At 61.4% G+C, this 23472-nt stretch carries 20 protein-coding genes; 9 read left to right on the top strand and 11 right to left on the bottom strand.

Annotated features, from left to right (window positions below):
- Positions 1-180: 180 nt before the first annotated feature.
- A complete protein-coding gene (locus G502_RS0111580; protein ID WP_245560756.1) occupies positions 181-564 on the bottom strand; it encodes a response regulator transcription factor in 384 nt (127 codons plus the stop codon).
- Positions 565-657: 93 nt separating this feature from the next.
- Positions 658-2235, bottom strand: a complete 1578-nt coding sequence (locus G502_RS0111575) for a helix-turn-helix domain-containing protein (protein ID WP_022728833.1) — start codon at positions 2233-2235, stop codon at positions 658-660.
- Positions 2236-2443: 208 nt separating this feature from the next.
- On the opposite strand from G502_RS0111575, the gene G502_RS0111570 reads away from it, so the two are divergent.
- The 8 genes from G502_RS0111570 (at position 2444) to G502_RS0111535 (ending at position 13299) form a co-directional block, all read left to right on the top strand.
- Positions 2444-3811, top strand: coding sequence for a substrate-binding protein (locus G502_RS0111570; protein WP_022728832.1), 1368 nt, complete (start codon positions 2444-2446; stop codon positions 3809-3811).
- An 88-nt stretch (positions 3812-3899) separates the two neighbouring features.
- Positions 3900-4916 carry a branched-chain amino acid ABC transporter permease gene (locus G502_RS0111565; RefSeq protein WP_022728831.1) on the top strand — a complete coding sequence of 339 codons (1017 nt, stop codon included), beginning with the start codon at positions 3900-3902 and terminating at the stop codon, positions 4914-4916.
- A gap of 3 nt (positions 4917-4919) precedes the next feature.
- Positions 4920-6083: a branched-chain amino acid ABC transporter permease gene (locus tag G502_RS0111560; protein ID WP_026989382.1), complete on the top strand. Its 1164-nt coding sequence runs from the start codon at positions 4920-4922 to the stop codon at positions 6081-6083.
- Between the two features lie 3 nt (positions 6084-6086).
- Positions 6087-6848 carry an ABC transporter ATP-binding protein gene (locus G502_RS0111555; protein WP_022728829.1) on the top strand — a complete coding sequence of 254 codons (762 nt, stop codon included), beginning with the start codon at positions 6087-6089 and terminating at the stop codon, positions 6846-6848.
- Positions 6845-7603, top strand: coding sequence for an ABC transporter ATP-binding protein (locus tag G502_RS0111550; protein ID WP_022728828.1), 759 nt, complete (start codon positions 6845-6847; stop codon positions 7601-7603). The genes G502_RS0111555 and G502_RS0111550 overlap by 4 nt, the downstream gene beginning before the upstream one ends.
- Positions 7604-7804: 201 nt before the next feature.
- Positions 7805-10333 (top strand): VWA domain-containing protein, encoded by a 2529-nt coding sequence (locus tag G502_RS21525; protein WP_162140975.1) that lies wholly within the window; start codon positions 7805-7807, stop codon positions 10331-10333.
- Positions 10334-10456: 123 nt separating this feature from the next.
- On the top strand, positions 10457-11968 hold the full coding sequence (locus G502_RS0111540) for a WG repeat-containing protein (RefSeq protein WP_022728826.1): 1512 nt from the start codon (positions 10457-10459) through the stop codon (positions 11966-11968).
- A gap of 182 nt (positions 11969-12150) precedes the next feature.
- Positions 12151-13299: an ABC transporter ATP-binding protein gene (locus G502_RS0111535; protein WP_322098905.1), complete on the top strand. Its 1149-nt coding sequence runs from the start codon at positions 12151-12153 to the stop codon at positions 13297-13299.
- 62 nt (positions 13300-13361) lie between these two features.
- Here G502_RS0111535 and G502_RS0111530 read toward each other — a convergent pair whose 3' ends face one another.
- From G502_RS0111530 to G502_RS22290, 8 genes are all read right to left on the bottom strand, one after another.
- On the bottom strand, positions 13362-14189 hold the full coding sequence (locus tag G502_RS0111530; protein WP_022728824.1) for an ABC transporter permease: 828 nt from the start codon (positions 14187-14189) through the stop codon (positions 13362-13364).
- An 8-nt stretch (positions 14190-14197) separates the two neighbouring features.
- Positions 14198-15427, bottom strand: a complete 1230-nt coding sequence (locus tag G502_RS0111525) for an ABC transporter permease (RefSeq protein ID WP_022728823.1) — start codon at positions 15425-15427, stop codon at positions 14198-14200.
- 69 nt (positions 15428-15496) lie between these two features.
- Positions 15497-16552 (bottom strand): ABC transporter substrate-binding protein, encoded by a 1056-nt coding sequence (locus tag G502_RS0111520; protein WP_022728822.1) that lies wholly within the window; start codon positions 16550-16552, stop codon positions 15497-15499.
- Between the two features lie 159 nt (positions 16553-16711).
- Positions 16712-18304, bottom strand: coding sequence for a gamma-glutamyltransferase family protein (locus G502_RS0111515; RefSeq protein WP_022728821.1), 1593 nt, complete (start codon positions 18302-18304; stop codon positions 16712-16714).
- A gap of 58 nt (positions 18305-18362) precedes the next feature.
- The gene (locus G502_RS0111510) at positions 18363-19874 is read right to left on the bottom strand and encodes a tripartite tricarboxylate transporter permease (RefSeq protein WP_022728820.1); all 1512 of its coding nucleotides are present in this window, start codon (positions 19872-19874) and stop codon (positions 18363-18365) included.
- Positions 19875-19936: 62 nt separating this feature from the next.
- Complete coding sequence (locus G502_RS0111505; protein ID WP_022728819.1) at positions 19937-20515, bottom strand: tripartite tricarboxylate transporter TctB family protein; 579 nt, start codon at positions 20513-20515, stop codon at positions 19937-19939.
- Positions 20515-21471 (bottom strand): Bug family tripartite tricarboxylate transporter substrate binding protein, encoded by a 957-nt coding sequence (locus G502_RS0111500; protein ID WP_026989380.1) that lies wholly within the window; start codon positions 21469-21471, stop codon positions 20515-20517. The genes G502_RS0111505 and G502_RS0111500 overlap by 1 nt, the downstream gene beginning before the upstream one ends.
- A gap of 98 nt (positions 21472-21569) precedes the next feature.
- On the bottom strand, positions 21570-21755 hold the full coding sequence (locus tag G502_RS22290; protein ID WP_155957843.1) for a hypothetical protein: 186 nt from the start codon (positions 21753-21755) through the stop codon (positions 21570-21572).
- Here G502_RS22290 and G502_RS0111495 point away from each other — a divergent pair.
- Positions 21748-22593, top strand: coding sequence for a sulfite exporter TauE/SafE family protein (locus G502_RS0111495; protein ID WP_022728817.1), 846 nt, complete (start codon positions 21748-21750; stop codon positions 22591-22593). The two genes, G502_RS22290 and G502_RS0111495, sit on opposite strands and share 8 nt — an antisense overlap.
- Here the strand turns inward: G502_RS0111495 and G502_RS19915 are convergent.
- Positions 22546-23304, bottom strand: a complete 759-nt coding sequence (locus G502_RS19915; protein ID WP_022728816.1) for a FadR/GntR family transcriptional regulator — start codon at positions 23302-23304, stop codon at positions 22546-22548. The genes G502_RS0111495 and G502_RS19915 overlap by 48 nt on opposite strands.
- Positions 23305-23472: the final 168 nt, after the last annotated feature.

The following is a 23472-nucleotide window of genomic DNA, read 5'->3' as shown; positions in this document are numbered from 1 at the left end:
CGTGAACCCGCTGCATGGCGGTTGGCGGCTTCGCGCTCCAAAGGTTGCTTCGGGAACCGGAGTGGCGTTTTCCGCCTACTCTGAGGCGCCGGAGGTGAGGGCAACGTCCCCTCCGTTGCGACAGAGTCCGCCATGCGGCGCCTACAACATACCTTTCTGGCCGCTCAATGCTTCCAACGCTCAGTCGGCTTCCGGTGACAGCAGGGCCTTCACCCGGGCCACCACGTCCGTGGTGGAAAAGGGTTTGGTGACGAAATCGTCCACACCCAGTTCGATTCCTTTGCGGCGGTCCACCTCGCGGATACGCGCGGTCAGCATGATAATGGGAATCTCGCGTGTCCTTGCATCGCCGCGCAGGGTGCGAACCACCTCGAAGCCGTCGCAACCCGGCATCATGATATCCAGAAGCAGGATATCCGGCACATCCCGAATCGCCATTTCGATGGCACACGCGCCGTCCTTGGCGACGCCGACCGAGAAACCCTGTTTCTCCATCAGGAAGCTCAGGGACTCCGCGATCGTATGCTCGTCCTCTGCAATCAGGACCGTGGATTTTCGGGCCAAGTTGCCCCCCTTGCTGGTGCCGGCCTTTTTTGGCCGCATTCTTGTTCTGTGCCCTAGTCTAGCGCGTTCGCGCCTAGGTTATAATAGCCGATTTCAGGTCGCGCCAACCTCCAGGCCCGGTTCAGCCTGGTCGTAGGCGCGCTGCAGGCAATCCTCGCGCGGACACTGACGGCAGCCCACTCCCACGGGCACGGCCGCCTCGGGATTGTCCAACGGCAGTCCGTCAGCGTAAACGATATCCTTGGCAAATGCAGTATCGCAGCCGATCATCACCGAATGCACGGCCTGCGGGGCCCAATAGCCGCCACCGCCGCGACGCACGGCGCGGGCGACGAAAAGATAGGTCGTGTTGTCCGGCAGGCGCACATACTGCGTCACCAGCCGGTCCGGAGTCAGGTAGGCCTCGTGCACAGCCCAGCGCGGGCACGCCCCGCTGTAGCGCGGTAACTGCAGGCCCGAGGCCGAGAAACGTTTCGAGATGTTGCCGGCAATGTCAGTGCGCAGGAAGTGGAAAGGCACACCCTCACGGCCGGGATGACGCAAGGTGGTCAGGCGGTGGCAGACCTGTTCCCAACTGGCTGCAAAGCGTTGCTGCAGCATCTCGATGTCATGGCGCAACTCCAGGGCGGCTTCGCGGAAGGCATCATAGGGAAACAGCAGGGCTGCCGCGGCATAGGACACCAGGGCCTCGCGCGCGCGCTCACGCGCCATATCGGTGGTCAGGCGTGCACTGCGCACGAGCGCCTCGATCTCCTCTCCGGCCTCCAGGCGACAGATCAGGCGCGCCGCCAGGAAGCGCGACGAGGTGATGGGCAGGGCACGCGACAACTGCAGCACACGCTCCTGCGGATCCCAGCGATAGCCCCGCGCGGGCAGGTTGCCGGACGACAGACGTTCGACACGCACGTCATGCCGTGCTTCCAGATGCAGGATCAGATCCGTCAGGAACACACCGCCCTCCGGATCCACGGAATGCTGAAGCTCGCCTGCACGCGTTTCCAGCTCCGGAAAGTAGTTGTCGTGATCGTAAAGCAGATCATCCACTTCCTCGGCCGGATTGACCGCCCGCCGTCCGGCGGCACCGCGCTCCAGGAAGTTGAAGATCTCCGTGGCCGACTCGGCCAGGCGTTCGGATTCCCGTATCAGGGTCTGGTTGAAGTGAGCCCGCTTCTCGGACGGCAAGTCGTCATAGCTGTGAAAGATTTCAGCCACTGTCCGGATGGCCGTGATCCGGGTCAGAACGGAATGGCTGGCATCGGCCAGGAAAGGGTCGTGGCTGAGACGCTCTGACAGGATGTCGACCTCGTCCAGCGAACTGCGATAGGCGCGGTAAAGCGTCATCAGCGCCTTCACCATGGCCGGCGTATTGGCCACGGCGGACGAGAACTCCTTCGTGTCCAGGGGCGCCTCCTCGAAGACCGGATCGGCCGTCATCTCGCCCAGGTCCGACACAAGACGCCCTTCTTCCGAGCCCGACAGGCTTCCCGGTTCCAGCTCCAAGGCCTCGGCCAGCCGCACAAGCAGACTGCCCCCGATGGCACGTCGATTGTGCTCGATCAGGTTCAGGTAGGATGGGGAGATGCCAACGGCTTCAGCCAGGGCCATCTGGGTCAGGCCATGGTCCTTGCGATGGCGCCGCAGGCGATGGCCGATGGGTATCTGGCGGGACATAGCAGGCCTTCTCTTTCACAAAATTTACAACTTTTCATTCTTCTCGAAATTATTTTTACAGAAAAAGTTTTTATAATCAAAACTTTATTGATTTGTTAACAGGAAAATTTCATGCTGGCGTTTGGCCGGGTAATAAACTTCCGCGCACAACAGCCGGCCGCGCACTCCAATAAACAGCATCCGTGACAGGATGAGGGAGGAAATACAGATGTCGAAATCCAAGGATTCCATGAAGGTATCGAGGCGCTCCGTCCTCGCAGGCACGGCCGCCACCACAGGCGCCCTGATGTTCGGCGGCGTAGCGCCCCTGCACTTTATTCGCAACGCTCACGCCCAGGAATTTCCGGGCGATCCCGGTAACAACAGCAGCGTCGTTCTCGGCTTCAACGTACCGCAGACCGGTCCCTATTCCGACGAGGGCGCCGACGAGCTGCGCGCCTACGAGCTGGCCGTAAAGCACCTGAACGGCGAAGGTGATGGCGGCATGCTCAACACCATGCAGCCCAGCGAACTCACCGGAAACGGCATCCTGGGCAAGAAGGTCGAGTACGTGACCGGTGACACCCAGACCAAGTCCGACGCCGCACGTTCCTCGGCCCGCCGCATGATCGAACGCGACAACGTGGCCATGGTGACCGGAGGCTCCTCCTCCGGTGTGGCCATTGCCGTGCAGAGCCTCTGTCAGGAGATGGGCGTCATCTTCATGGCCGGCCTGACCCACTCCAACGACACCACGGGCAAGGACAAGCGTCGCTACGGCTTCCGCCACTTCTTCAATGCCTACATGTCCGGTCAGGCCCTGGCGCCGATCCTTGAGGACGAGTACGGCAACGACCGCAAGGCCTACCACCTGACGGCCGACTACACCTGGGGCTGGACCCAGGAGGAGTCGATCCGGGACGCCACCGAGAACATCGGTTGGGAGACCGTGGAGACGGTCAAGACCCCGGTGGGTGCCGGCGACTTCTCGCAGTACCTGACGCCGGTCCAGGACTCCGATGCCGACGTGCTGATCCTGAATCACTACGGCAACGACATGGTGAACTCCCTGACCCAGGCGGTGCAGTTCGGCATGAAGGAGCGCGTGGCCAACGGCAAGGACTTCGCCATCGTGGTGCCGCTCTATTCCCGCCTGATGGCACAGGGTGCCGGTGATGCGGCCAAGGGCATTTTGGGCACCTCCAACTGGCACTGGTCGCTGCAGGACGAAGGCTCCCAGGCCTTCGTCAAGTCCTTCGGCCAGGAGTACGGCTTCCCGCCGTCCCAGGCGGCGCACACCTGCTACGTGCAGGCGCTGCTCTATGCCAATGCCTGTGAGATGGCCGGCACATTCGCACCGTGGGAGGTCATCCGCTCGCTGGAAGGCTTCGAGTTCGACGGCATGGGCAATGGACCCACGCTGTATCGCGCCGAGGACCATCAGTGCTTCAAGGATGTCCTGGTGGTGCGTGGTAAGGCGAACCCCGAGAGCGAGTTCGACATCCTCGAGGTCGTTCAGCAGGTTCCGCGTTCGCAGGTCGAGTACCCCGCCGACAAGTGGGGCGGCGAGCTCGGCCCCTACAAGCCGGGCGAGTAACGCACTCGGCAGCGTGCGGGGAGTGCTTCTGGCACTCCCCGCACGCGCTTTCCAACCCAACAGTCTGTTCCATTAGCGCGGTTGACCCATGGACGCGATACTCCTTCAGATCCTGAACGGTCTGGACAAGGGCGGGGCCTATGCCCTGATAGCACTTGGCCTAACCCTCGTGTTCGGCACGCTCGGCGTGGTGAATTTTGCCCACGGCGCCCTTTTCATGCTAGGCGCCTTCGTTGCGGTGACTCTCAACAAACTCCTGAGCCTTTCGGTCAGGGTGAAGGACGAGTCCGTAACGATGTTCGATGCCTACAAGGAAACGCCCTACCTAGAGCTCTGGTTCGGTGATGTGGGCAGCCAGATCATCAACTGGTCGGTTCCGCTGTCCATATTGATCGCGATTCCCGTAATGTTGCTGATCGGCGTGGTCATGGAGCGTGGCCTGATTCGCCACTTCTACCGGCGCTCTCACGCCGAACAGATTCTGGTCACCTTCGGCCTGGCTATTGTTCTGCAAGAGATTCTCAAGCTCATGTTCGGGGCCAACCCGATTCCGCAGTCGACACCGGACGTCATTTCCGGATCGGCGGACCTGAGCATGATCTTCGGGATCGGCGAAACCATATCCTATCCCTGGTGGCGCCTGATCTACCTGCTCTTTTCACTGATCGTCATCGGCCTGGTCTTTTCCTTCCTGCACTTCACCACCTACGGCATGGTGGTCCGCGCCGGCATGGCCGACCGCGAAACCGTGGAACTGCTAGGCATAAACATCGAGAAGCGTTTCACGATCGTCTTCGGCATCGCCGCCATTGTCGCCGGTCTTGCCGGTGTGATGTACACACCCATCCTGCCCCCGGACTATCACATGGGCATGGAGTTCCTGGTGATTTCCTTCGTGGTTGTCGTGGTCGGCGGCATGGGCTCCCTGCCCGGGGCCGTGGCAGCCGGCTTCCTGCTGGGGCTGCTGCATTCCTTCGCCTCGATGACCGCGGTGAAGGATATCTTTCCGGGCATCGACCAGATCATCATCTACCTTGTTGCCGTCGTGATCCTTCTGACCCGTCCGCGTGGCCTGTTGGGACGGCGTGGCGTGATGGAGAGCTGAACAATGATAAATGCAAACTTGGCCTCTCCCCGACAGGACCTGATCTACATGCTGGTCTTCTCGGCCGTCATCCTGACCATGCCGCTCTGGCTACAACCCTTCGGGGCCGCCTATCCGGGACTGTTACAGAAGTTCATGATCTTCGGCATCCTGGCCATCGGCTACAATCTGCTGTTTGGTCTGACAGGCTACCTGTCCTTCGGGCACGCCGCCTTCCTTGGTATCGGCTCCTATGCCGCCGTCTGGTCGTTCAAGCTGCTGTCCATGAACGTGATCCCGGCCATCATCTTCGGCACGCTGATGTCCGGACTCTTTGCGGTGGTGGTCGGCTACGTCTGCCTGCGCCGGGCCGGCATCTATTTCGCCATCCTGACGCTGGCCTTCGCCCAAATGGCCTATAACCTGGCCTATTCCGTGCTGACTCCGATAACGAACGGTGAAACCGGCTTGCAGCTCAGCCAGCAGGATCCGCGCATCCTCGATCGCATGTTCGGGATCGAGGCCACCAGTTCCCTGCCGTTTCCCAACCTGTTCGGAATCACCTCGGCCGGCTTCTACGGTTTCTACATCTGCGCGGCCGTGATGATCATCGTCTTCTTCATCGCGCTCAGGATCTTCCGCTCGTCCTTCGGACTGAAGCTGCGGGCCATCAAGTCCAACCAGACCCGGATGAGCTACACCGGATACAACACACGTCCCTTCCTGATGACGACCTTCGTGATCTCGGGAATGTATGCCGGACTGGCCGGCTCGTTGATGGCGGTCACCGACCCCCTGGCCGGAGCCGAACGCATGCAGTGGACGGCCTCCGGCGAGGTGGTCCTGATGACCATCCTCGGCGGTGCAGGCACCCTGATCGGTCCCCTGCTCGGCGCGGGCATCATCAAGTACTTCGAGAATATCTTCTCGGCCTTCAACGAGAATATGCTGACGAACACCTTCTCTTTCCTGCCCGACTGGATGGCCGAGGGTGTGGCCACCTTCCTGGGCCTTTTCGTGGGCGATGGCTGGCACCTGACCCTGGGGCTGGTCTTCATGCTGATCGTGATCTTCCTGCCCGGTGGCATGATGGAAGGACTGCAACGCATCTGGCGACTGATCCGCCATGGGCGGCAGAGACGCGATCACCAGTCGAAGTCAAAGCAAACTTCGGCAGAGGAGGCCTGACCCATGAGTAAAGTCGTTCTGGATGTATCCGATGTCGACAAGAACTTCGGCGGCCTCCGCGCACTCAGCGATATCAATCTTCAGATTGAGGAAGGCACGGTGAATGCCATCATCGGCCCCAACGGCGCCGGAAAGTCGACGCTGCTGAACGTGATCGTCGGACGCCTGCCTCCGAGCCGGGGCCACGTGAAATTCAACGGCCAGGAGCTAACCGGCAAGCGCCCCTATGAGATCAACCAAATGGGGGTCGCCCGAGTCTTCCAGACACCGGAGATCTTCCCCGACCTCACTCTGCTGCAGAATGCCATGGTCCCGGCACTGGCCAAGCGCGACGGCCAATTCAACATGAGCATCCTCAAGAGCCTCTATCACGAAGTGGAACTTCGTGAGTCTGCCGAACACATGCTGAAAGACCTGGGGTTGATCGAGCACAAGGACCAGTTGGCCAAGTCCATGTCACGTGGCGACAAGCGACGCCTGGAACTGGCCATGTGCCTGGTCCAGCATCCCAAGCTTGTGCTGCTTGACGAACCCACGGCCGGCATGTCGCGGCACGACACCAACCGCACCATCGACCTGCTGAAAAGCATCAAGGAACAGGGTATGACCAAGGTCATCATCGAACACGACATGCACGTGGTGTTCAGCCTGGCCGACCGGATCAGCGTGCTGGCTCAGGGGGCCATCATCGCGCAGGGCACCCCCGAGGAAGTCCGCAACGACCCCAAGGTCAAGGAAGCCTACCTGGGAGGAGAGCAGCTATGAGCACGGCAAATGTGCCCACCAGCAAACCCGTCACGGCGCGGGGCTCCGCTCCAGCCTTTTTCTCAGCCTGGGACATCCATGCCTACTACGGCGAAAGCTATATTGTGCAAGGGGTCAATATCGACGTTCGCGAAGGCGAGATCGTCGCCCTTCTGGGCCGCAACGGCGCAGGCAAGACCTCGACATTACGCACCCTGGCCCGCATGGATGATCCGGAACTGCATGGCGGGGAAATCTGGCTTGACCACCAACCGCTCCACGAGATGAAATCCTGGCAGGCTGCCCGTCTGGGGCTGCAGTTGGTGCTGGAGGACCGTCGCATCCTGCCCGGCCTCACGGTCGAGCAGAACCTGGAATTGGCCCAGATCGCGGAACCTCACGGCTGGACCATCGAGCGCATCTACGAGCTTTTCCCAAGGTTGGGCGAACGCAAGGAACAGGAAGCGACAACCCTGTCCGGCGGAGAGCAGCAGATGCTGGCCATCGGTCGTGCTCTGGCACGGGATATCAAGCTTCTGCTTCTCGATGAGCCTTACGAAGGCTTGGCCCCCGTCATTGTCCAGGAGATCGAAAAGACCCTTCAGAACGTGAAGGCCCTGGGCATCACCACCATCATCGTAGAACAGAATGCCATTGCGGCCCTGAAACTGGCCGACCGTGCCATCATCATGGACAATGGCCAGATCGTTTTCGACGGAAGCTCTCAGGAAGTCCTGGATAATCAGGAACTGCGTGACCAGTACTTGGCCATATAGGCAGTTCCCCATAAGCGAGTCCATCTCGGACTCATCCCAACTGAAACCCCGGCCATTCGCCGGGGTTTTTTTGCTTCCCCCTCAAAACAAACGGGGCATCATGAACCTTGCCCAGGCATGTTATCGTGCCGAGGGCCTCGTCTTTGCGGGAGCAAGGTCGCCAGTGTCCGCAAGGAACAGGAAAACAGGGGAAGTATGCAAATGCGCAAAACACTGCTCGCCGCCACAGTAGGGTTTCTGGCCGCGGCACCGGCCTTGGCTGCCGAGGATGTCATGGTGGTGTTCGATGGCTCCAATTCCATGTGGGGACAGATCGATGGCACCGCCAAGATCGAGATTGCCCGAGAGGCCATGGACAGCCTGATGGGAGACTGGACCGAAGGCACCAATGTCGGTCTGATGGCTTATGGCCATCGACGGGAAGCGGATTGCAAGGACATCGAAACCCTGATCGAGCCCGGCCCCTATGAGCGCGAGGCCTTCTTTTCGAAGATCCAGGGCATTTCGCCGCGCGGTAAGACTCCGCTGACCGATTCCATCGAGCAGGCCGCAGAAACACTGGCTTATCGCGACAATCCGGCAACCCTGGTCGTGATCACGGATGGTATTGAAACCTGCCGCCGCGACCCCTGTGCCCTGGCCGATGACCTGGAGCGCATGGGCGTCGGCTTCACGGCCCATGTGGTCGGCTTCGACCTGAAAGACGAGGAACAGGACGCCGTGGCCTGCATCGCCGAACGCACTGGCGGCCGTTTCCTTCCAGCCGGGGATGCGGCTGAACTCGGCACGGCCTTGAGCAAGGTGGGCGCAACCGTGGCCAAGACCCCGGAGCCCGAGCCGGAACCTGAGCCTGCCCCAGAAGTCGAGTTGACCGCACCCGAAACCGCGGACAGCGGCGCGAGCCTGCCCGTCAGCTGGCAGGCGGAAACGCAACAGCCCAAGGACTACATCACAATCGTGCCCGCAGGCGCCGAAGAGGGCAGCTACACCAACTACTTCCGCGTCAAGGAGGAGAATGAGGGCAGCCTTCGTGCGCCCGGTGAAACGGGGTTGTTCGAGGTTCGCTATATCCGCGACGAAGACGATAGCACACTTGCATCTGCTGAAATCGAGATCACCGACCCCGAAGTGACCGTCAGCGCACCGGAATCGGCCATCACAGGTGAGGCCTTTTCCGTCTCCTGGACAGGAAATGTCCATCCCAAGGATTACGTGACAATCGTACCCATGGGCGCCGAGGAGGGTGCCTACACTGACTACACCCGTGTGAAGGAAGACAGTGAGGGACAACTTCAGGCGCCCGCCGAGACTGGCGTCTATGAAGTCCGCTATGTCCTGGACGAAGGCGGACGCACCCTGGCATCCGACGAGATCGAGATCACCGAGCCAGACGTCACGGTGTCCGCCCCGGAGAATGCCACTGCCGGCGCCACCTTCGAGATCAGTTGGACGGGCAATGTGCACCCCCGGGATTACGTCACCATCGTCCCCATGGGCGCCGCGGACGACGAATATATGGACTATGTCCGCGTCAATGACGACAACGAGGGAAAGCTGCAGGCACCCGCCGAAACAGGGCTCTACGAAGTCCGCTATGTCCTGAACGAGGGCAGGAAACCGCTTGCCTCGGTCGAAATCGAGATCACGGAGCCCGAAGCCACGGTAAGCGCCCCAGAGAAAGCCACCGCCGGTTCTACCTTCGAGATCAGTTGGACGGGCAACATACATCCCCGGGATTATGTCACCATCGTCCCCATGGGCGCCGAAGAAGACGCCTACATGGACTATGTTCGTGTCAACAACGACAACGCGGGAAAGCTGCAGGCACCAGCAGAGACCGGCCTCTATGAAGTCCGCTATATCCTGAACGAGGGACGGCAGTCACTCGCCTCCACAGAAATCGAGATCACGGAACCTGAAGCCACGGTAAGTGCTCCGGGAAGCGCGATCGTCGGCTCCAGCTTCCCGGTCAGCTGGACGGGCAACGTCCATCCGCGGGATTACGTCACCATCGTCCCCATGGGTGCCGAGGATGACGCCTACCTGGACTATGTCCGCGTCAATGACGACAACGAAGGCAAGCTCCAGGCGCCCGCCGAAACAGGTCTCTATGAAGTCCGCTATATCCTGAACGAGGGAAGGCAGCCACTCGCCTCGACCGAAATCGAGATTGTCGAGGCCGGGATGGAACTGAGCGGGCCGGATACCATTCGGGCCGGCGACGAAATCACCGTTAGCTGGTCGGGAACGGTGCCGCATCCGCGCGATTACGTCACCGTCGTCCCCATGGGAGCCGAGGAAGGCTCCTACGGTGAATATGAGCGTGTTCAGTCCAAGGACGAAGCCAAGCTCCCGGCACCTGCCGAGACCGGCATGTACGAAATCCGCTACATCCTCAACGAAGGCAAGCGGACCCTTGCTCGGCACATGCTGGAAGTGGTGGATGAAACGGCTGCTCTGGACACTGGCGGATCGCTGGAGGTTCCGGAAACGGCCGCCGCCGGCGAGACCATCGAAATCTCCTGGTCGGCGGACACCGAAAGCGGGGACCAGCGAATTGCGCTGGCTCAGGCCGACCAGGCCGATTTCACCTGGATCGAGGTGCAATCGGCATCGGATGGCCCACCACTCAGCTTCACCCTGCCCGAAGAAGCTGGGCGGTACGAATTCCGCCTGCTCGACATACCGGGCCGGAAGGTGCTCAGCCGGGCGATCATCGACGTCCAGTAGCCTTGCATGGCTAGGCCAGGCAGTTCCCAACCAGCAAGTTGTTCTGGTTGGGAACTGCCTGCCGAACCCCTGGCCTTGTGTTCCGAAAAGCATCGACGCATCCACAACAAGAGGACAAAGACCATGCGCAAGAAACACCTGGCCTTGTGCTTGCCGTTTCTGGTCTGCACCACAGCAGCATTCGCCGAAACCGAAGAGCCGCAAACTTGGCATCCAACCCAGGAGCACTACCTGGGCAAGGTGGCCGCCTGCGAAACGGGTGAATACACCACCAGCGAAGGGACGGGCGCCGTCGTGCGCTATGAGGTCTTGGGGCCCGAAGGCGATTCCTGTCGCCTGGAATTCACCTATCTTCACAATCCGAACCCGCAGCTGGCTGAGAAGCCCCTGAGCTTCCTTGTCGATCCTTCAGCGGCGGACCTGGAATCCGAGGTCAAGAACCAGTTGCGCGCCTGCCTGGAAGGTGGCGGCCCAGAAGGCAGTTGTCAGGGTGAACTCTACCAGGTCCTGGGAGGACCCTCGGCCAGTGCAGCACAGAAGGCCTCGACCGAAGGCCCCCTGCCTTGTGGTCAGCCGGTGGAGGCTGAAGGCGAGCCGCTCTACCCGATGCCACGAGATGGCAAGTGGGGCTATGTCGACTGGGACGGAAACTGGGTCATAGAACCGCAGTGGGAGCAGGCCGACGACTTCTCGGAAGGCCGGGCGGCTGTCGGCACCGGGCAGCGCTGGGGTATCATCGACCGTTCGGGAAACCATGTGCTGGAAACCACATACGAGAACCCCTCCTACACCACCGTTGGGGACGTACGCATTTCCTCCTCCCCCTTCGAGCTGTTCTCGGAAGGTTGTGCTGCCGCCGAAATCTTCACCAGCGAACCCGAGTATCTCTTCGTTGATCGCGACGGCGGTCTCCATCGCCCCTCCCTTCCGAACGGTGAGGAACTGGCTGGACTGGGCAACTTCTCGGAAGGGCTGGCCTGGTTCTCCTGGAGCGAAGACCTGGAATGGCATTACGGCTGGCTCGACAGCCAGGGTGAGGTCGCCATTCCGGCTGAATTCGCCGACGCCGGGAATTTCGTCGACGGCCTGGCGCCCGCCGAATCGCAAAGGGGGGGCGCCGGCTTCATAGATCCGACGGGCCGCCTGGTCCTGCCGCGTAAATGGACGCTGGAATCCGCGCGGTCTTTTTCCGAGGGGCTGGCTCCGGTCTCCATCGAAGCCTTCACAACCCTGTACATGGACCTGGAGGATTTCGCGATTGAAAAGGTCCACGATCCTGAAACAGGCCAGGAAGCCGAAATCGAGATGGGCGGCGCATTCCACAGTGGACGTGCCCCCGTCAAGGCAAAGCTGTCGGAGGACGGGCCGTCCGTACTGGCTTTTATCGACACGCAGGGTCAGGTGGCCTTCGTGCCGGAGCGGCTGCCGAACCTGGCCCCCTGCCACAACGTGCGCCTTCCCGAATTCCACAACGGATTGCTGCGCCTGCTGGTCGCCGACGATGAGGAAAGCTGCGGCGAAGGGGCCTTTGGTCTCGGACTGCCCAGCTATCCCGACGCCCATTACGTCTATCTGGACCCTGAGGGTCAGGTGGTTCTGCGCCAGCAGAAATCTTCAGAGAACCAGGGCGGATAAACCTTTCTGTTGTTCGGTTTCCCGGCTGCCGCCGGATTTGACCGCAGTTCGAAGATTGGGTACCTCTAGCGCCTCGGACGTCGGATCGCTTCACGCGGTCCGGCGTCCCTGTCACAAGAATCGACAGGACTAGCGGAGACCGCAAAGCTCCTGCAGCTATACCCAGACTCCGAGAACAGGGCATGGACACGACAATGAACAAGACCGCAACGGCCGAGATGGATAGCAGCGAAAGCCACAGCGACAGGGACACACTGGTCGAAATTCAGGATGTCTCCAAGACCTATGACGGCGAGACCCTGGTCATCGAAGGCCTCAACCTGGACATCCAGTGCGGCGAATTCCTCACGCTGCTTGGACCTTCGGGGTCCGGCAAGACCACGGTTCTGATGATGCTGGCGGGATTCGAAACACCCACTGGCGGGACCATAAAGATCGGTGGGAAGGAGATCACCCGGGTTCCTCCCTACAAGCGCGATATCGGCGTGGTCTTCCAAAACTATGCCCTTTTCCCGCACATGTCTGTCGCCGAGAACCTGCGCTTTCCCCTGGATGTACGCGGCGTCTCCCGCAAGGAAGCCGAGAAGAGCGTGGAAAAGGCGCTCGAAATCGTCCGCCTGCAAGGCTTCGGCAATCGCAAACCGACCCAACTATCGGGCGGACAGCAGCAACGTGTCGCCGTGGCACGCGCCCTGGTCTTCGAACCGAAGCTGATCTTGCTGGACGAGCCTCTGGGGGCCCTGGACAAGAACCTGCGCGAGGAAATGCAGATCGAACTGAAGCATATCCACGAGCAGCTTGGTGTCACCATGGTCTACGTCACCCACGACCAGGCCGAGGCTCTGACCATGTCGGACCGGGTGGCCGTCTTCGAGGCCGGGGAAATTCAGCAGCTCGCCGGTCCGGACACCCTCTACAATGCTCCCGAGAATGCCTTTGTCGCCGGCTTCATCGGCAAGAACAATCGCCTTAAGGGCAAGGTGGAAAGCAGTGAAGGCGAGTATTGCATCGTGCAGCTGGATGACGGCGTCAATCGCGTCAAGGCACTGGATATCCGGACCGACGGACCGGGCAGCCGCACGACGCTCTCCGTACGCCCGGAACGGGTTCGCCTGGGCGAGGCCGCCGAGGGCTATGACAATGTCTTCGAAGCCGAAATCCGCGAAACCATCTTCATGGGCGACCATGTCCGGGTCGGGGTGGCCTTCGGAGGTGACGAGGAGTTCGTAATCCAGGTCCCGAACACCGAGGAACGAGCAGCGCTCAAGGTCGGAGACAAAGTTCGCATCGGCTGGCGAGCCGATGCCTGTCGGGCGCTGGATTCCGCCTGAGCCGGCTGCCCAAGCCAGGCGCGTCCCGTTTCAGGATGAAATGACCCTTGCGGGCCCCGGGCTTATCCGGACAGCCCGCGCATGCGCTCGCTGCGCCGCTTCAGCAGTCCAGCCACGATCATCAGGCCTGTGGCCATCACCACCAAAAGGGTGGCCATGGCCAGGATCGAGGGATCGATATTCTCGCGCAGGCCCGAGAACATCTGTTTCGGCAAGGTTCTCTGGGTTGGTCCGGCCAGGAACACCGCCACCACCACCTCATCGAAGGAAATCGCAAAGGCGAAGAGCGCCCCTGACGCCACGCCTGGCGAGATGATGGGCAGGATGACGCGGCGGAACACCGTCAGCGGCGGAGCCCCCAAGCTCTGAGCTGCCCGGACCAGCGTTCCATCGAACCCCTCAAGGGTTGCCGCCACTGTGACCAGCACGAATGGCAGACAGAGCGCCGTGTGCGCAATGATCAGGCCGGTGAAGCTGTTGGTCAGTCCCAGCTGGGCAAAGAAGAAGTAGAGCCCGACCGCCGTTATGATCAGAGGCACGATCATCGGCGAAAGCAGGAAGGCATTGATCACCGGCAGACTGCGCAGGTTCTTGCGCGCCATGGCCAGCGCGGCCAGCGTTCCCAGGGTCGTGGAGAAGAGCGTGGCCCCGATCGCGACAAACAGGCTGTTGCGCAGGGTGAACATCCAGGGCCGCGGCGCCAGTACCTCCTCGTACCAGCGCAGGGAGAACCCCGGCATGGGATAGGACAGGAAGGTGCCCGAGCTGAAGGACAGGGGAATGATCGCGAAGATCGGTGCGACCAGGAAGACACAGACCAGGGCCACGAAGATGCGCAGGCCATAGTGGCCGGCGACCTGGGGCTTGGTTGCATAGGAGGGTGCAGCCATGTCTTTCCTCACGTCCCCATCTGGATGCGGCCTGTACCGGTCAGGCGCGTGAAAATGGCGTAGAGCACGAAGATCATCACCAACAGGATCACGCCCAGCGCTGCGGCCAGACCCCAGTTGAGGGTCTCGTTGGTGTGATAGGCGATGAAATAGCTGATCATCTGGTCATCGTTGCCACCCAGAAGTGCGGGCGTGATGTAGAATCCGATGGCCAGGATGAAGACTAGCAGGCAGCCGGCGGCAATTCCCGGCATGGTCTGTGGCAGATAGACCCGGCGGAAGGCGCGCAGGGGCGGAGCACCCAGCGAAGCCGCCGCCCGCATGTGGGAATGCGGGATTCCGCGCATCACGGCATAAAGCGGCATGATCATGAAAGGCAGCAATATGTGGATCATGCCCACATAGACGCCAAACCTGTTGTAGAGCAGTTCAAGGGGCGCATCGGTCAGCCCCAGGTTGACCAGCAATGTATTGACCGGCCCCGTGCGCGAGAGCAGCACCATCCAGGAGGCCGTGCGTACAAGCAAGGATGTCCAGAAGGGCAGCAGAACCAGGACCAGCAGAATACCCTGCACCATCCGCGAGGAATTGGTCATAAGATAGGCTATGGGATAGCCGAGCAACAGGGCTGCTGACGTGATAACGAAGGCCATCCAGAGTGTGCGTTCGTACAGATCCAGATAGATGGCCTGCTGATCCGAAACCCACTGCAGACTACCATCCTCGGCAAATTCCAGATCCAGGGCCGTCAGCACGTAATCCAGGGTGAAGGGACTGGCATTCTCCTTGAGGGCCTGCCAGTACTTGCTCTCCTCCCAGCGCGGATCGATCTCTATGAGTGTGTCGGTCCAACTTGCCTCCGGTTCTCCATCGGGCAGACCAAAGGCCGTAGCCCGCAAGAGGCCGCGATAGCCGACAACCTCGTAGTCAAGGCGCCGGCCCGGAGCCGAAAGCTGGCGCTCTTCCCGGGCGTCCCGCAGTTCCGTTGCAAACTGGGCGACGATGGCCTCTTCGGGCATGCCCTCGCCATCCCACTGCTGGATGGCCGCCATTGTTTCCGGAAAGGTGTTGGCCACTTCCGGATTCTGCACCGCACGATAGAGCATCAGTGCGATGGGCAGGGCAAAGAAGATCAGCAGGAAGATCACCGAAGGCGCAAAGAGCCCCAGCGAACCAAGCCGCCGGCGCCGCTCGGTCCGGCGAAGCCTTTGCTTGAGATCCGCGGTCGAGTCCGCCATGGACGAAGACTCCGATAAAACGGGCGGTCAGGATGTCTCCTGACCGCCCGGCAGGTTACAGGCTTTTGCTTACTGAGAGGCCCAGGCGTTGAAACGCCGGTCCAGGCGCTCCTGATTGTCCACCCAGAATTCGGTGCTGTTCAGCAGCGCCCCTTCCAAGTTCTTTGGCGCTGTCGGCAGGCGTGGCGCCATCTCCTCGGGAACCGACTCAAAGGCCGCTTCCTTGGTCGGCCCATAGGCGATGTGCTGCTGCAAGCGAGACATGTTCTCGGGCTCGCTGACATACTTGATGAACTCAACCGCCTCGTCCTTGTTGGGCGAACCGCTGATGATCGCCCAGGAATCAATGGCATAGATCTGGCCTTCCCATGCGATGTCCACCGGCTGGCCCTCGGTCTGCGCCTTGTCGATGCGGCCGTTGTAGGCAGTGGTCATGGCGACATCACCCGAAGACACCCACTCCGGCGGCTGCGCACCGGCTTCCCACCACTGGATATGCTCTTTCAGTTCATCCAGCTTGGCAAACGCCCGGTCCACACCTTCTTCCGTGCTCAAGGTCTCATAGACGTCTTCAGGCGCGACACCATCGGCCATCAGAGCCAGTTCGAGATTGAACTTGGCACCGCGGCGCAGGCCACGCTTGCCCGGGAATTCCTCGACATTGAAGAAGTCATCCCAGCCGCTTGGCGTGCCTTCGACCTGTTCCGTGTTGTAGGCGTTGACGATCGACCAGACGATGGTTCCGGCACCGCACTCACTCGATCCGCCGTCGATGAAGTCATCACGACCACCGATTTCGTCCCAGGGCAGGCGCTCGAGATAACCCTGCTGGCAGGCACGCTGAAGTTCGGGATCCTCAAGCTGCACCACGTCCCAGACCACCGAATCGGTCTCGACCATGGACATGATGTTCGAAAGGCCGCCGTTGAAGCTTTCCTCCAGGATGGGAATGCCGGTCTCTTCGGTAAAGGGTTCGAAATAGGCGATTCCCTGCTGGTCCTGGTAGGAACCACCCCAGCCGACCACCGTCAGGTCACGGTCCTGGGCTGCAGCACTGCCGGCCAGGGTCATGGTCCCCAGTGCCGTGGCAGCCAGGCCCAGTGAGATGTTTCTTGCTACAGACATAATGCCTCCTTCTTCTTATCGGTAATACTCTGTCCGCACTGCAAGCTACGGAACTGAAAAGGCTTTGTCCATATCGCCTCTGGTTGAACTTTATCGCTTTGCAGCCATGACGCGATACGCAGGCCTATGGCCTCGCCGCCTGGAATATGGCCGTGCCGCCTAGAAACCGACGGCCTGGCCATCCTTGCGGTGGTCGGAGCCGGCGATGTAGATGCCATTGTCCATGCGGTGGATCAGCTGCGCACCCCCGAACCCGAAAGCCGCTTCGGGTGGCTCCACGCTGATCTCGTGTCCCATGGTCTTCAGCCCCTCCAGGGTTTCGGCCGGGAAGCTCTGCTCCATCGCCACCCGACGCCCGCCGGTCACGCGCCAGCGGGGGGCATCGCTGGCGGTCTGCGGAGTTTGGCCATAATCCAGCATGCGCAGGACCATCTGGACATGCCCCTGGGCCTGCATGGGGCCGCCCATCACGCCATAGCTGGTCAGTGGCTCTCCACCGCGCGTCAGGAAGCCGGGAATGATGGTGTGGAAGGGCAGCTTGCGCGGCCCCACGCAATTGGGGTGATTGGCATCAAGCCGGAAGCCGGAGCCGCGGTTCTGCAGGCTGATGCCCGTCTCGGGCACCACGACACCGGACCCGAATCCGGAGTAGTTCGACTGGATGAAGGACACCATCGAGCCGCTGGCATCCGCCGCGGTGATATAGACCGTGCCGCCCGGCCGCGGGATGGCATGCCCCGGGTCTCCCGCTCTCTTCGGATCGATCTCCTTCGCCCGTGCCTTGAGATAATCCGGCTCCAGCATCTGCTCCGGGGGGATCTCCATCGTTTCCGGATCTCCCACATGGGCGTAGACCTCGGCCAGAGCCAGCTTCATCGCCTCAATCTGCAGATGCAGGCCGGCAACCGAATCCACACCGTGGTCGCACACGGCGGTGTGCTCCAGAATCCCAAGCGCGATCAAGGCAGCGATCCCCTGTCCATTCGGCGGGATCTCGTGGGCTTCCACACCGTGATAGTCCTTGCTGACAGTGCCGCACCAGAATGGTTCATGCGAGGCCAGGTCTTCCACGCTCAGCGCGCCACCATGCCGTCCGGCAAAGGCCGCCATCTTCTCTGCCAATTCCCCGCGATAGAAGGCCTGTCCGCGTGTCTCGGCAATCAAACGCAGGCTGCGCCCCATGGCGGCATTGCTGTACAGTTCGCCTGCTTTCGGCGCCCGCCCCTCCGGCATGAAGGCCTCGGCAAAGCCCGGCTGCTCCTTCAGCACCTTGGCTCCATTGGCCCAGAGCTGGGCAATGATCGGACTGACGGCATAGCCCTTTTCGGCATAGGTTATCGCCGGCTCGAACAGAGCCTCGAAGGGCAGGCGGCCAAAACGTTCCGACAGCGAGACCCAGGCCGAAACGGCGCCCGGAACGGTCACCGAATCCCAACCGCGCTCCGGCATGGCGTCCTGTCCGGCAAAACGTTCCGGCGTCCAGGCGGCGGGCGCCCGACCCGACGCATTGAGGCCATGCAGTTCGTTCCCGTCATGCAGGATGGCGAAGGCATCACTGCCCAGCCCATTGCCCGTCGGCTCGACCACCGTCAGCGCGATGGCGGTCGCCAGCGCCGCATCAATGGCGTTGCCGCCCTGCAGCAGCATCCGCACCCCGGCCTGAGAGGCCAGCGGTTGCGAGGTTGCCACCATGTTGCGCGCCATGACCGGCATGCGCTGCGAGGGATAGGGAAACTCGAATGACATGGACATGTTGGGTAAGCCTTGTTCCGGTTATGGTTTGCGGGTTCTGGATGGGCCTTGTTCGCCATCAGCTGCTGTTTCGTGGCTCTCGCTGCTTTCGCTGGCGATAGCGATAACGGATGAACAACAGGATCGAGATCACGGCCAGGGCCAGAAAACCCGCCGATACGGGGCGTGTGAAGAACTGCGTCCAGTCCTCATTCGCCATCAGGGCCCGGCGCAGGTTCGTCTCCGCAATCGGCCCCAGGATCACGCCCAGCACCAGCGGCGCCAGCGGATAGTCCATCTTCTTCAGCAGGTAGCCCAGCGCGCCCACGAAGAACAGCAGGTGGACGTCGGTGACGCGGTTGTTGAGCGCAAACACACCAACGGCACAGAAGACCAGCACCAGAGGCACGATGATGTGCTTTGGCACCTTGGTGACCATCAGGAAATAGCGCATGGTCATCAATGCGATCACCAGCATCATCACCGCGGCCACGACCATGGCAACGAAAATGCTCTGGACCAGTTCCGGGTTGTCCACCATCAGGCGCGGCCCGACGCTGATGCCGTGGACCATCAGGGCCGCGATCAGAACGGCATCAACGGCGCTGCCGGGAATGCCCAGCGCGATCATGGGAATCAGGCCGCCGCCGGCGGTCGAGGAATTGCCGGATTCCGAGGCCACGACGCCTTCGGGGATCCCGGTGCCGAACTTCTCCGGTGTCTTCGAGGCCTGCCGCGCCTGGTCATAGGCCAGCAGATTGGCGATGGAACCGCCGGCGCCAGGAACGGCACCGATGAAGACACCGATCAGGGACGAGCGGATCAGATTCACAGGCCGCGAGAGAACCTCGCGCATGAACTGGAAGGGCCGAAATACGATGGGGCTGTCGACCAGCGCCTTGCCACGCTGGACCCGACCGACATCCTCCAGTTCGCTCAACAGCTGGCTGACCGCGAAGATGCCGATCAGCACGGCCAGGAAAGGCAGGCCGGCCTGCAGCATGCGCAGATCGAAGCTGAAGCGCTGGGCGCCCATCATTGGGTCGTCCCCGATGGTCGCCAGGAACATGCCCAGGATGCCCGCGATCAAGCCCCTGAGCATGGATTCCCCCACCAGGCTGGCAATCACCGTCATGGCAAAGACGATCAGGGAGAAGTACTCCCAGGGGCCCAGCTCGATGGCGATGAGCGCCAGCGGTGGAGCCGCAAGGACCAGAACGATGACCGAGATGATGGTTCCGAAGAACGAGGCCCAGATGCCCAGGCCGAGTGCGCGTCCGGGATCGCCATTGCGCGCCATTGGGAAGGCATCGAATGTGGTCGCAACCGCTGAGGGGGTTCCCGGAATGCTCAGCAGCGCGGCCGATATCATGCCGCCACAAAGGCCGCCGACATAAACGGCCAGCATAGTGGCCACCCCCTGTATTGCCGGCATGTAGAAGGTCAGCGGCAAGGTCAGCACGATGGCCATGGTGATCGTGAATCCCGGAATGGCCGAGGCAACGAGGCCGGCCACGACCCCGATCAACATCGTGGCAATCGTCGCCAACTGGAAAATCTGCCCCAGCGCGCCTCCCAAACCCTCAAACATGGCGTTCTCGGCTCCCTGTTGTCCCGAACCGGTACAAGATCATGGCCTTCGCCCCGTCCTGCCTAGAAGAATCCGCCCGGCAAGAAAACGCTGAGCGCACGTGCAAAGAAATACTCCACGCCCACGGAGGCAACCAACGCGATGATCACGGCTGTTACCCCATTCGCCAGGGTCTTGGGACCCACGGCAAACTGGGCGATCACGATGAACAGGAAGGTCGCCACCGCATAGCCCACCAGCCCGAAAGCGGCGACGTAGACGCCGAAAAGGGCCAGCATCAGGATGACCAGTTTCTTTTCCGCAACCCCAGTGGCCACGATCCCCGCCATCTCACCGTGCCGCGCCTGCACTTCTTTTACGGCGCCTGGCAGGTTCTGCCCGATCATGGCGAGATTGAGCAGGATCAGTGCGCCCAGGACGAAGCGCGGAAAGGCCCAGGCCCCAAGCGGCTCCCAGGCGGAATCGGGCAGGTCCCCGGCCACCACGAAGAGGAACGCGAAAATGACCAGCATGGCCAGGTTCAACAACAGGTGAAGGAGCGCCGATCTGCTGGCGCCCCCTGCACTCCTGTCCTGCTTTGCCGGCCCCTCCTCCGTTTCCGTGACGGAAGCGGAGGAGGTCCGGTCAGACGATGTCGTCATCACTGCTTGATGTGTTCGGCCAGGTTGGAAACGGTCTGGTCGAGGTCATCCATATATTCGGCATAGTCCTCCCGATTGCGGATGACCACCTCAGCACCGGCGGCATTCACCTGCTCGACGAATTCCTCGTCATCCCCAAGCTTGCTCAGGCTTTCCTCGAGCACTTCGATCCGCTCCTCCGGCGTACCCTTGGGCACGAAGAGGCCACGGTTGATCGTCAGCTCGAGATCGTGGCCGAGTTCCTGCAAGGTTGGAACATCCGGGGTGGCTTCGATACGCTCCGTGGCACCCGTGGCCAGGAAGCGCAGATCGTCGTTCTTCACGAACTCCAGCGACGAAGCGATATCGCCGATCGCGGCATCGATATGACCGCCGACCAGGGCCTGGATGCGCTCGCCGGTGCCTTCATAACCGACATAGGAGAATTCAGCGCCGGTGGCATCCTCGATCATGGCGGCATGCAGGTGCGGCACGCCCGCCATGGTCACCCCGAAGGTCACTTCACCCGGGTTTTCCTTGGCGTATTCCACGAATTCGTCGAAGGTTTCCCAGGGTGTGTCCGCGTTCACCACCACATACTGCGGCGACAGGGTGAACGAGGCGACCGGTTCGAAGTCATCCGGGTGAACGTCGGTAACGCCCGTGTAGTGCGAGACCAGCAGGCCTTCGTGAATCTGGGCCATGGTATAGCCATCCGCGTCGCGCTCGCGGGCTTCTTCCAGCCCCTGTGTACCGCTGACACCCGGCAGGTTGATCACCGGAATGGACGCACCCAGGTACTCTTCGCCGTGGTTGGCGACAATCCGCATCAGCGTGTCACTGCCACCGCCAGGACCCCAGGGCACGATCATCTCGACGGGGCCATCAGGAAAATCCTGTGCCGCAGCAGCACCGCCCAGCACCAGGCCGGCGGCCAACGTGCAGGCGAGAGTCAGTGATGTCTTTCGAAAACTCATGATTGCCATCTCCCGATTGTGCTCCTTGTACACTGCCATCCACTGTACCGCAGACAACAGTCTGATGGTAAGGTAGGAACCAATATTATATTGGTTCATTATTCTTCTTGCTTTTCACCGTCATGATTAGCCATCAGGGCACAGGATTTCAAGTTTTTCTCCGAAATTCTGGCTCCAGCCTTGAGAACCAATTTGTTATTGCTATCATAAACCCCTTGTTTGCCACATACACCTTCCCCGCCTTTGCGGACGGTTGCATCTTCGGGATTCTCGCCAATGGACATCCTCAACGAGCCGCTTCTCCTGATCTTCTGGGCACTCGCCATGCTCGGGGTCGGCGCCTTTGCCGGCCTGATCGCAGGTCTGCTTGGGGTTGGCGGCGGAATCGTGATCGTCCCTGCCCTCTATCACGTCCTGGCCCTGATGGATGTCGGGGAAGCCATTCGCATGCATGTCGCGGTTGGCAGTTCGCTGGCCATCATCATTCCCACCAGCATCATCTCGGCCCGCTCGCACTATCGCCGTGAGGCTGTGGACCTGCCGCTGCTAAAGCGCTGGGTGGCCCCGCTTCTGGGAGGGGTCGTCATAGGAACCGTCGTGGCCGCCTACCTGAACGGCAATATACTGGCAGCCGTCTTCGCGGTGGTGGCCCTGCTGGTCTCCCTGCGCATGCTGCGTGGCGAGAATACGCTGAACCTGGCGGAATCCCTTCCCGGCGAACCCCTGCGAAGCCTGCTTGGCAGCTTCATAGGCATGATCTCGACCATGATGGGCATTGGCGGCGGAACCCTGACCGTCCCGCTGCTCTCGGCCTGCAATTATCCGATCCGCCGCGCCGTCGGCACGGCCGCCGCTGTCGGCATCGTCATTGCCATTCCCGGTGCCATCGGCTTCCTGATCAGTGGCCAGGGGGTCGAAGGGCGTCCGCCGCTGACCATCGGCTACGTCAACCTGGTGGCTTTCTGCCTGATTGTGCCGACGACAACGCTGCTGGCACCCTATGGCGCGCGCCTGGCCCACACCATCAAGCCCGGCAAATTGAAGATCGCCTTCGCGCTCTTCCTCCTGGCCACGTCACTCAGACTGTTCTACGACCTTTTCACGGCCTTCCAGGCCGGATGAGTCACCGGGCCGCGGCTTATCCTGCCGCGGCCCGGTCCACAGGTCTGCGCCGCCGACCAGATCATTCTGCACCATGCGCAAATGCGCCTGCATGCAGGCGGCGGCCTTCTCCGGCAAACGTTCGGCAATGGCTTCGGCCAGGCGGGAGTGATCCGCGGCGTAGCGCTTCCGGCGGCGGTCATCGATCACGGTCTCGCGCAAGCGCCCCCAGGCCGTCTGCGCCCGCACGGCATTGAGTGTGTCGAACAGACCCAGGAACAGGCTGTTGTGGGCAGCCAGCGCAATCGCCCTGTGCAGCTTGCTGTCCCAGATTTCATAGGCTTCGATATTGGTGGAGGACTCGCTCTTCTCGGCGTAATAGCAGATCTCGTCAATTTCGCGCTGTGTGGCGCGCAGTGCCGCAAAGGCGGCCAGGCGGGGTTCGACCTCAAGCCTGACCTCCATGATCTCCGAGGGATTGGTGCTTTCGGTCAGCTGCGCGATGTCCGCAACCTGCCGCTGCGGGCGCGGGCCGGCAAAGGTTCCCTGTCCCACATGGCGCCAGACACGCCCTTCAGCTTCCAGCAGGTCAAGGGCCCGTCGCAGGGTCCGGCGGCCCACACCCAGGATGGCGGCCAGCTCCCGCTCGGGCGGCAGGCGCTTGCCCGGAGCATAGGTGCCGTCATCCAGCGCGGCGCGCAGGCTTTTGAGCGCATGTTCGTACTGCGACATCCTGGCCGGGGATCCTTCCCCGCTCCCGTAATCTAGCTTCTATCCCCTGATATCAGGTCCCCTGAGCGCACGGAAGTCCCATGCGCGCACTGCGCTGCCCATGCTTCGGATGACCCGTGACTCTCAAGGCGTTATAGTGCCGACAAAAATACAAGGGTTTCAAAGAAT

This window comes from Fodinicurvata sediminis DSM 21159 (genome assembly GCF_000420625.1).
In the GTDB taxonomy this organism is placed as follows: Bacteria; Pseudomonadota; Alphaproteobacteria; order Kiloniellales; family DSM-21159; genus Fodinicurvata; species Fodinicurvata sediminis.
The sequence above is the reverse complement of the archived record's forward strand: the minus strand, read 5'-3'. Positions and strand labels throughout refer to the sequence as shown.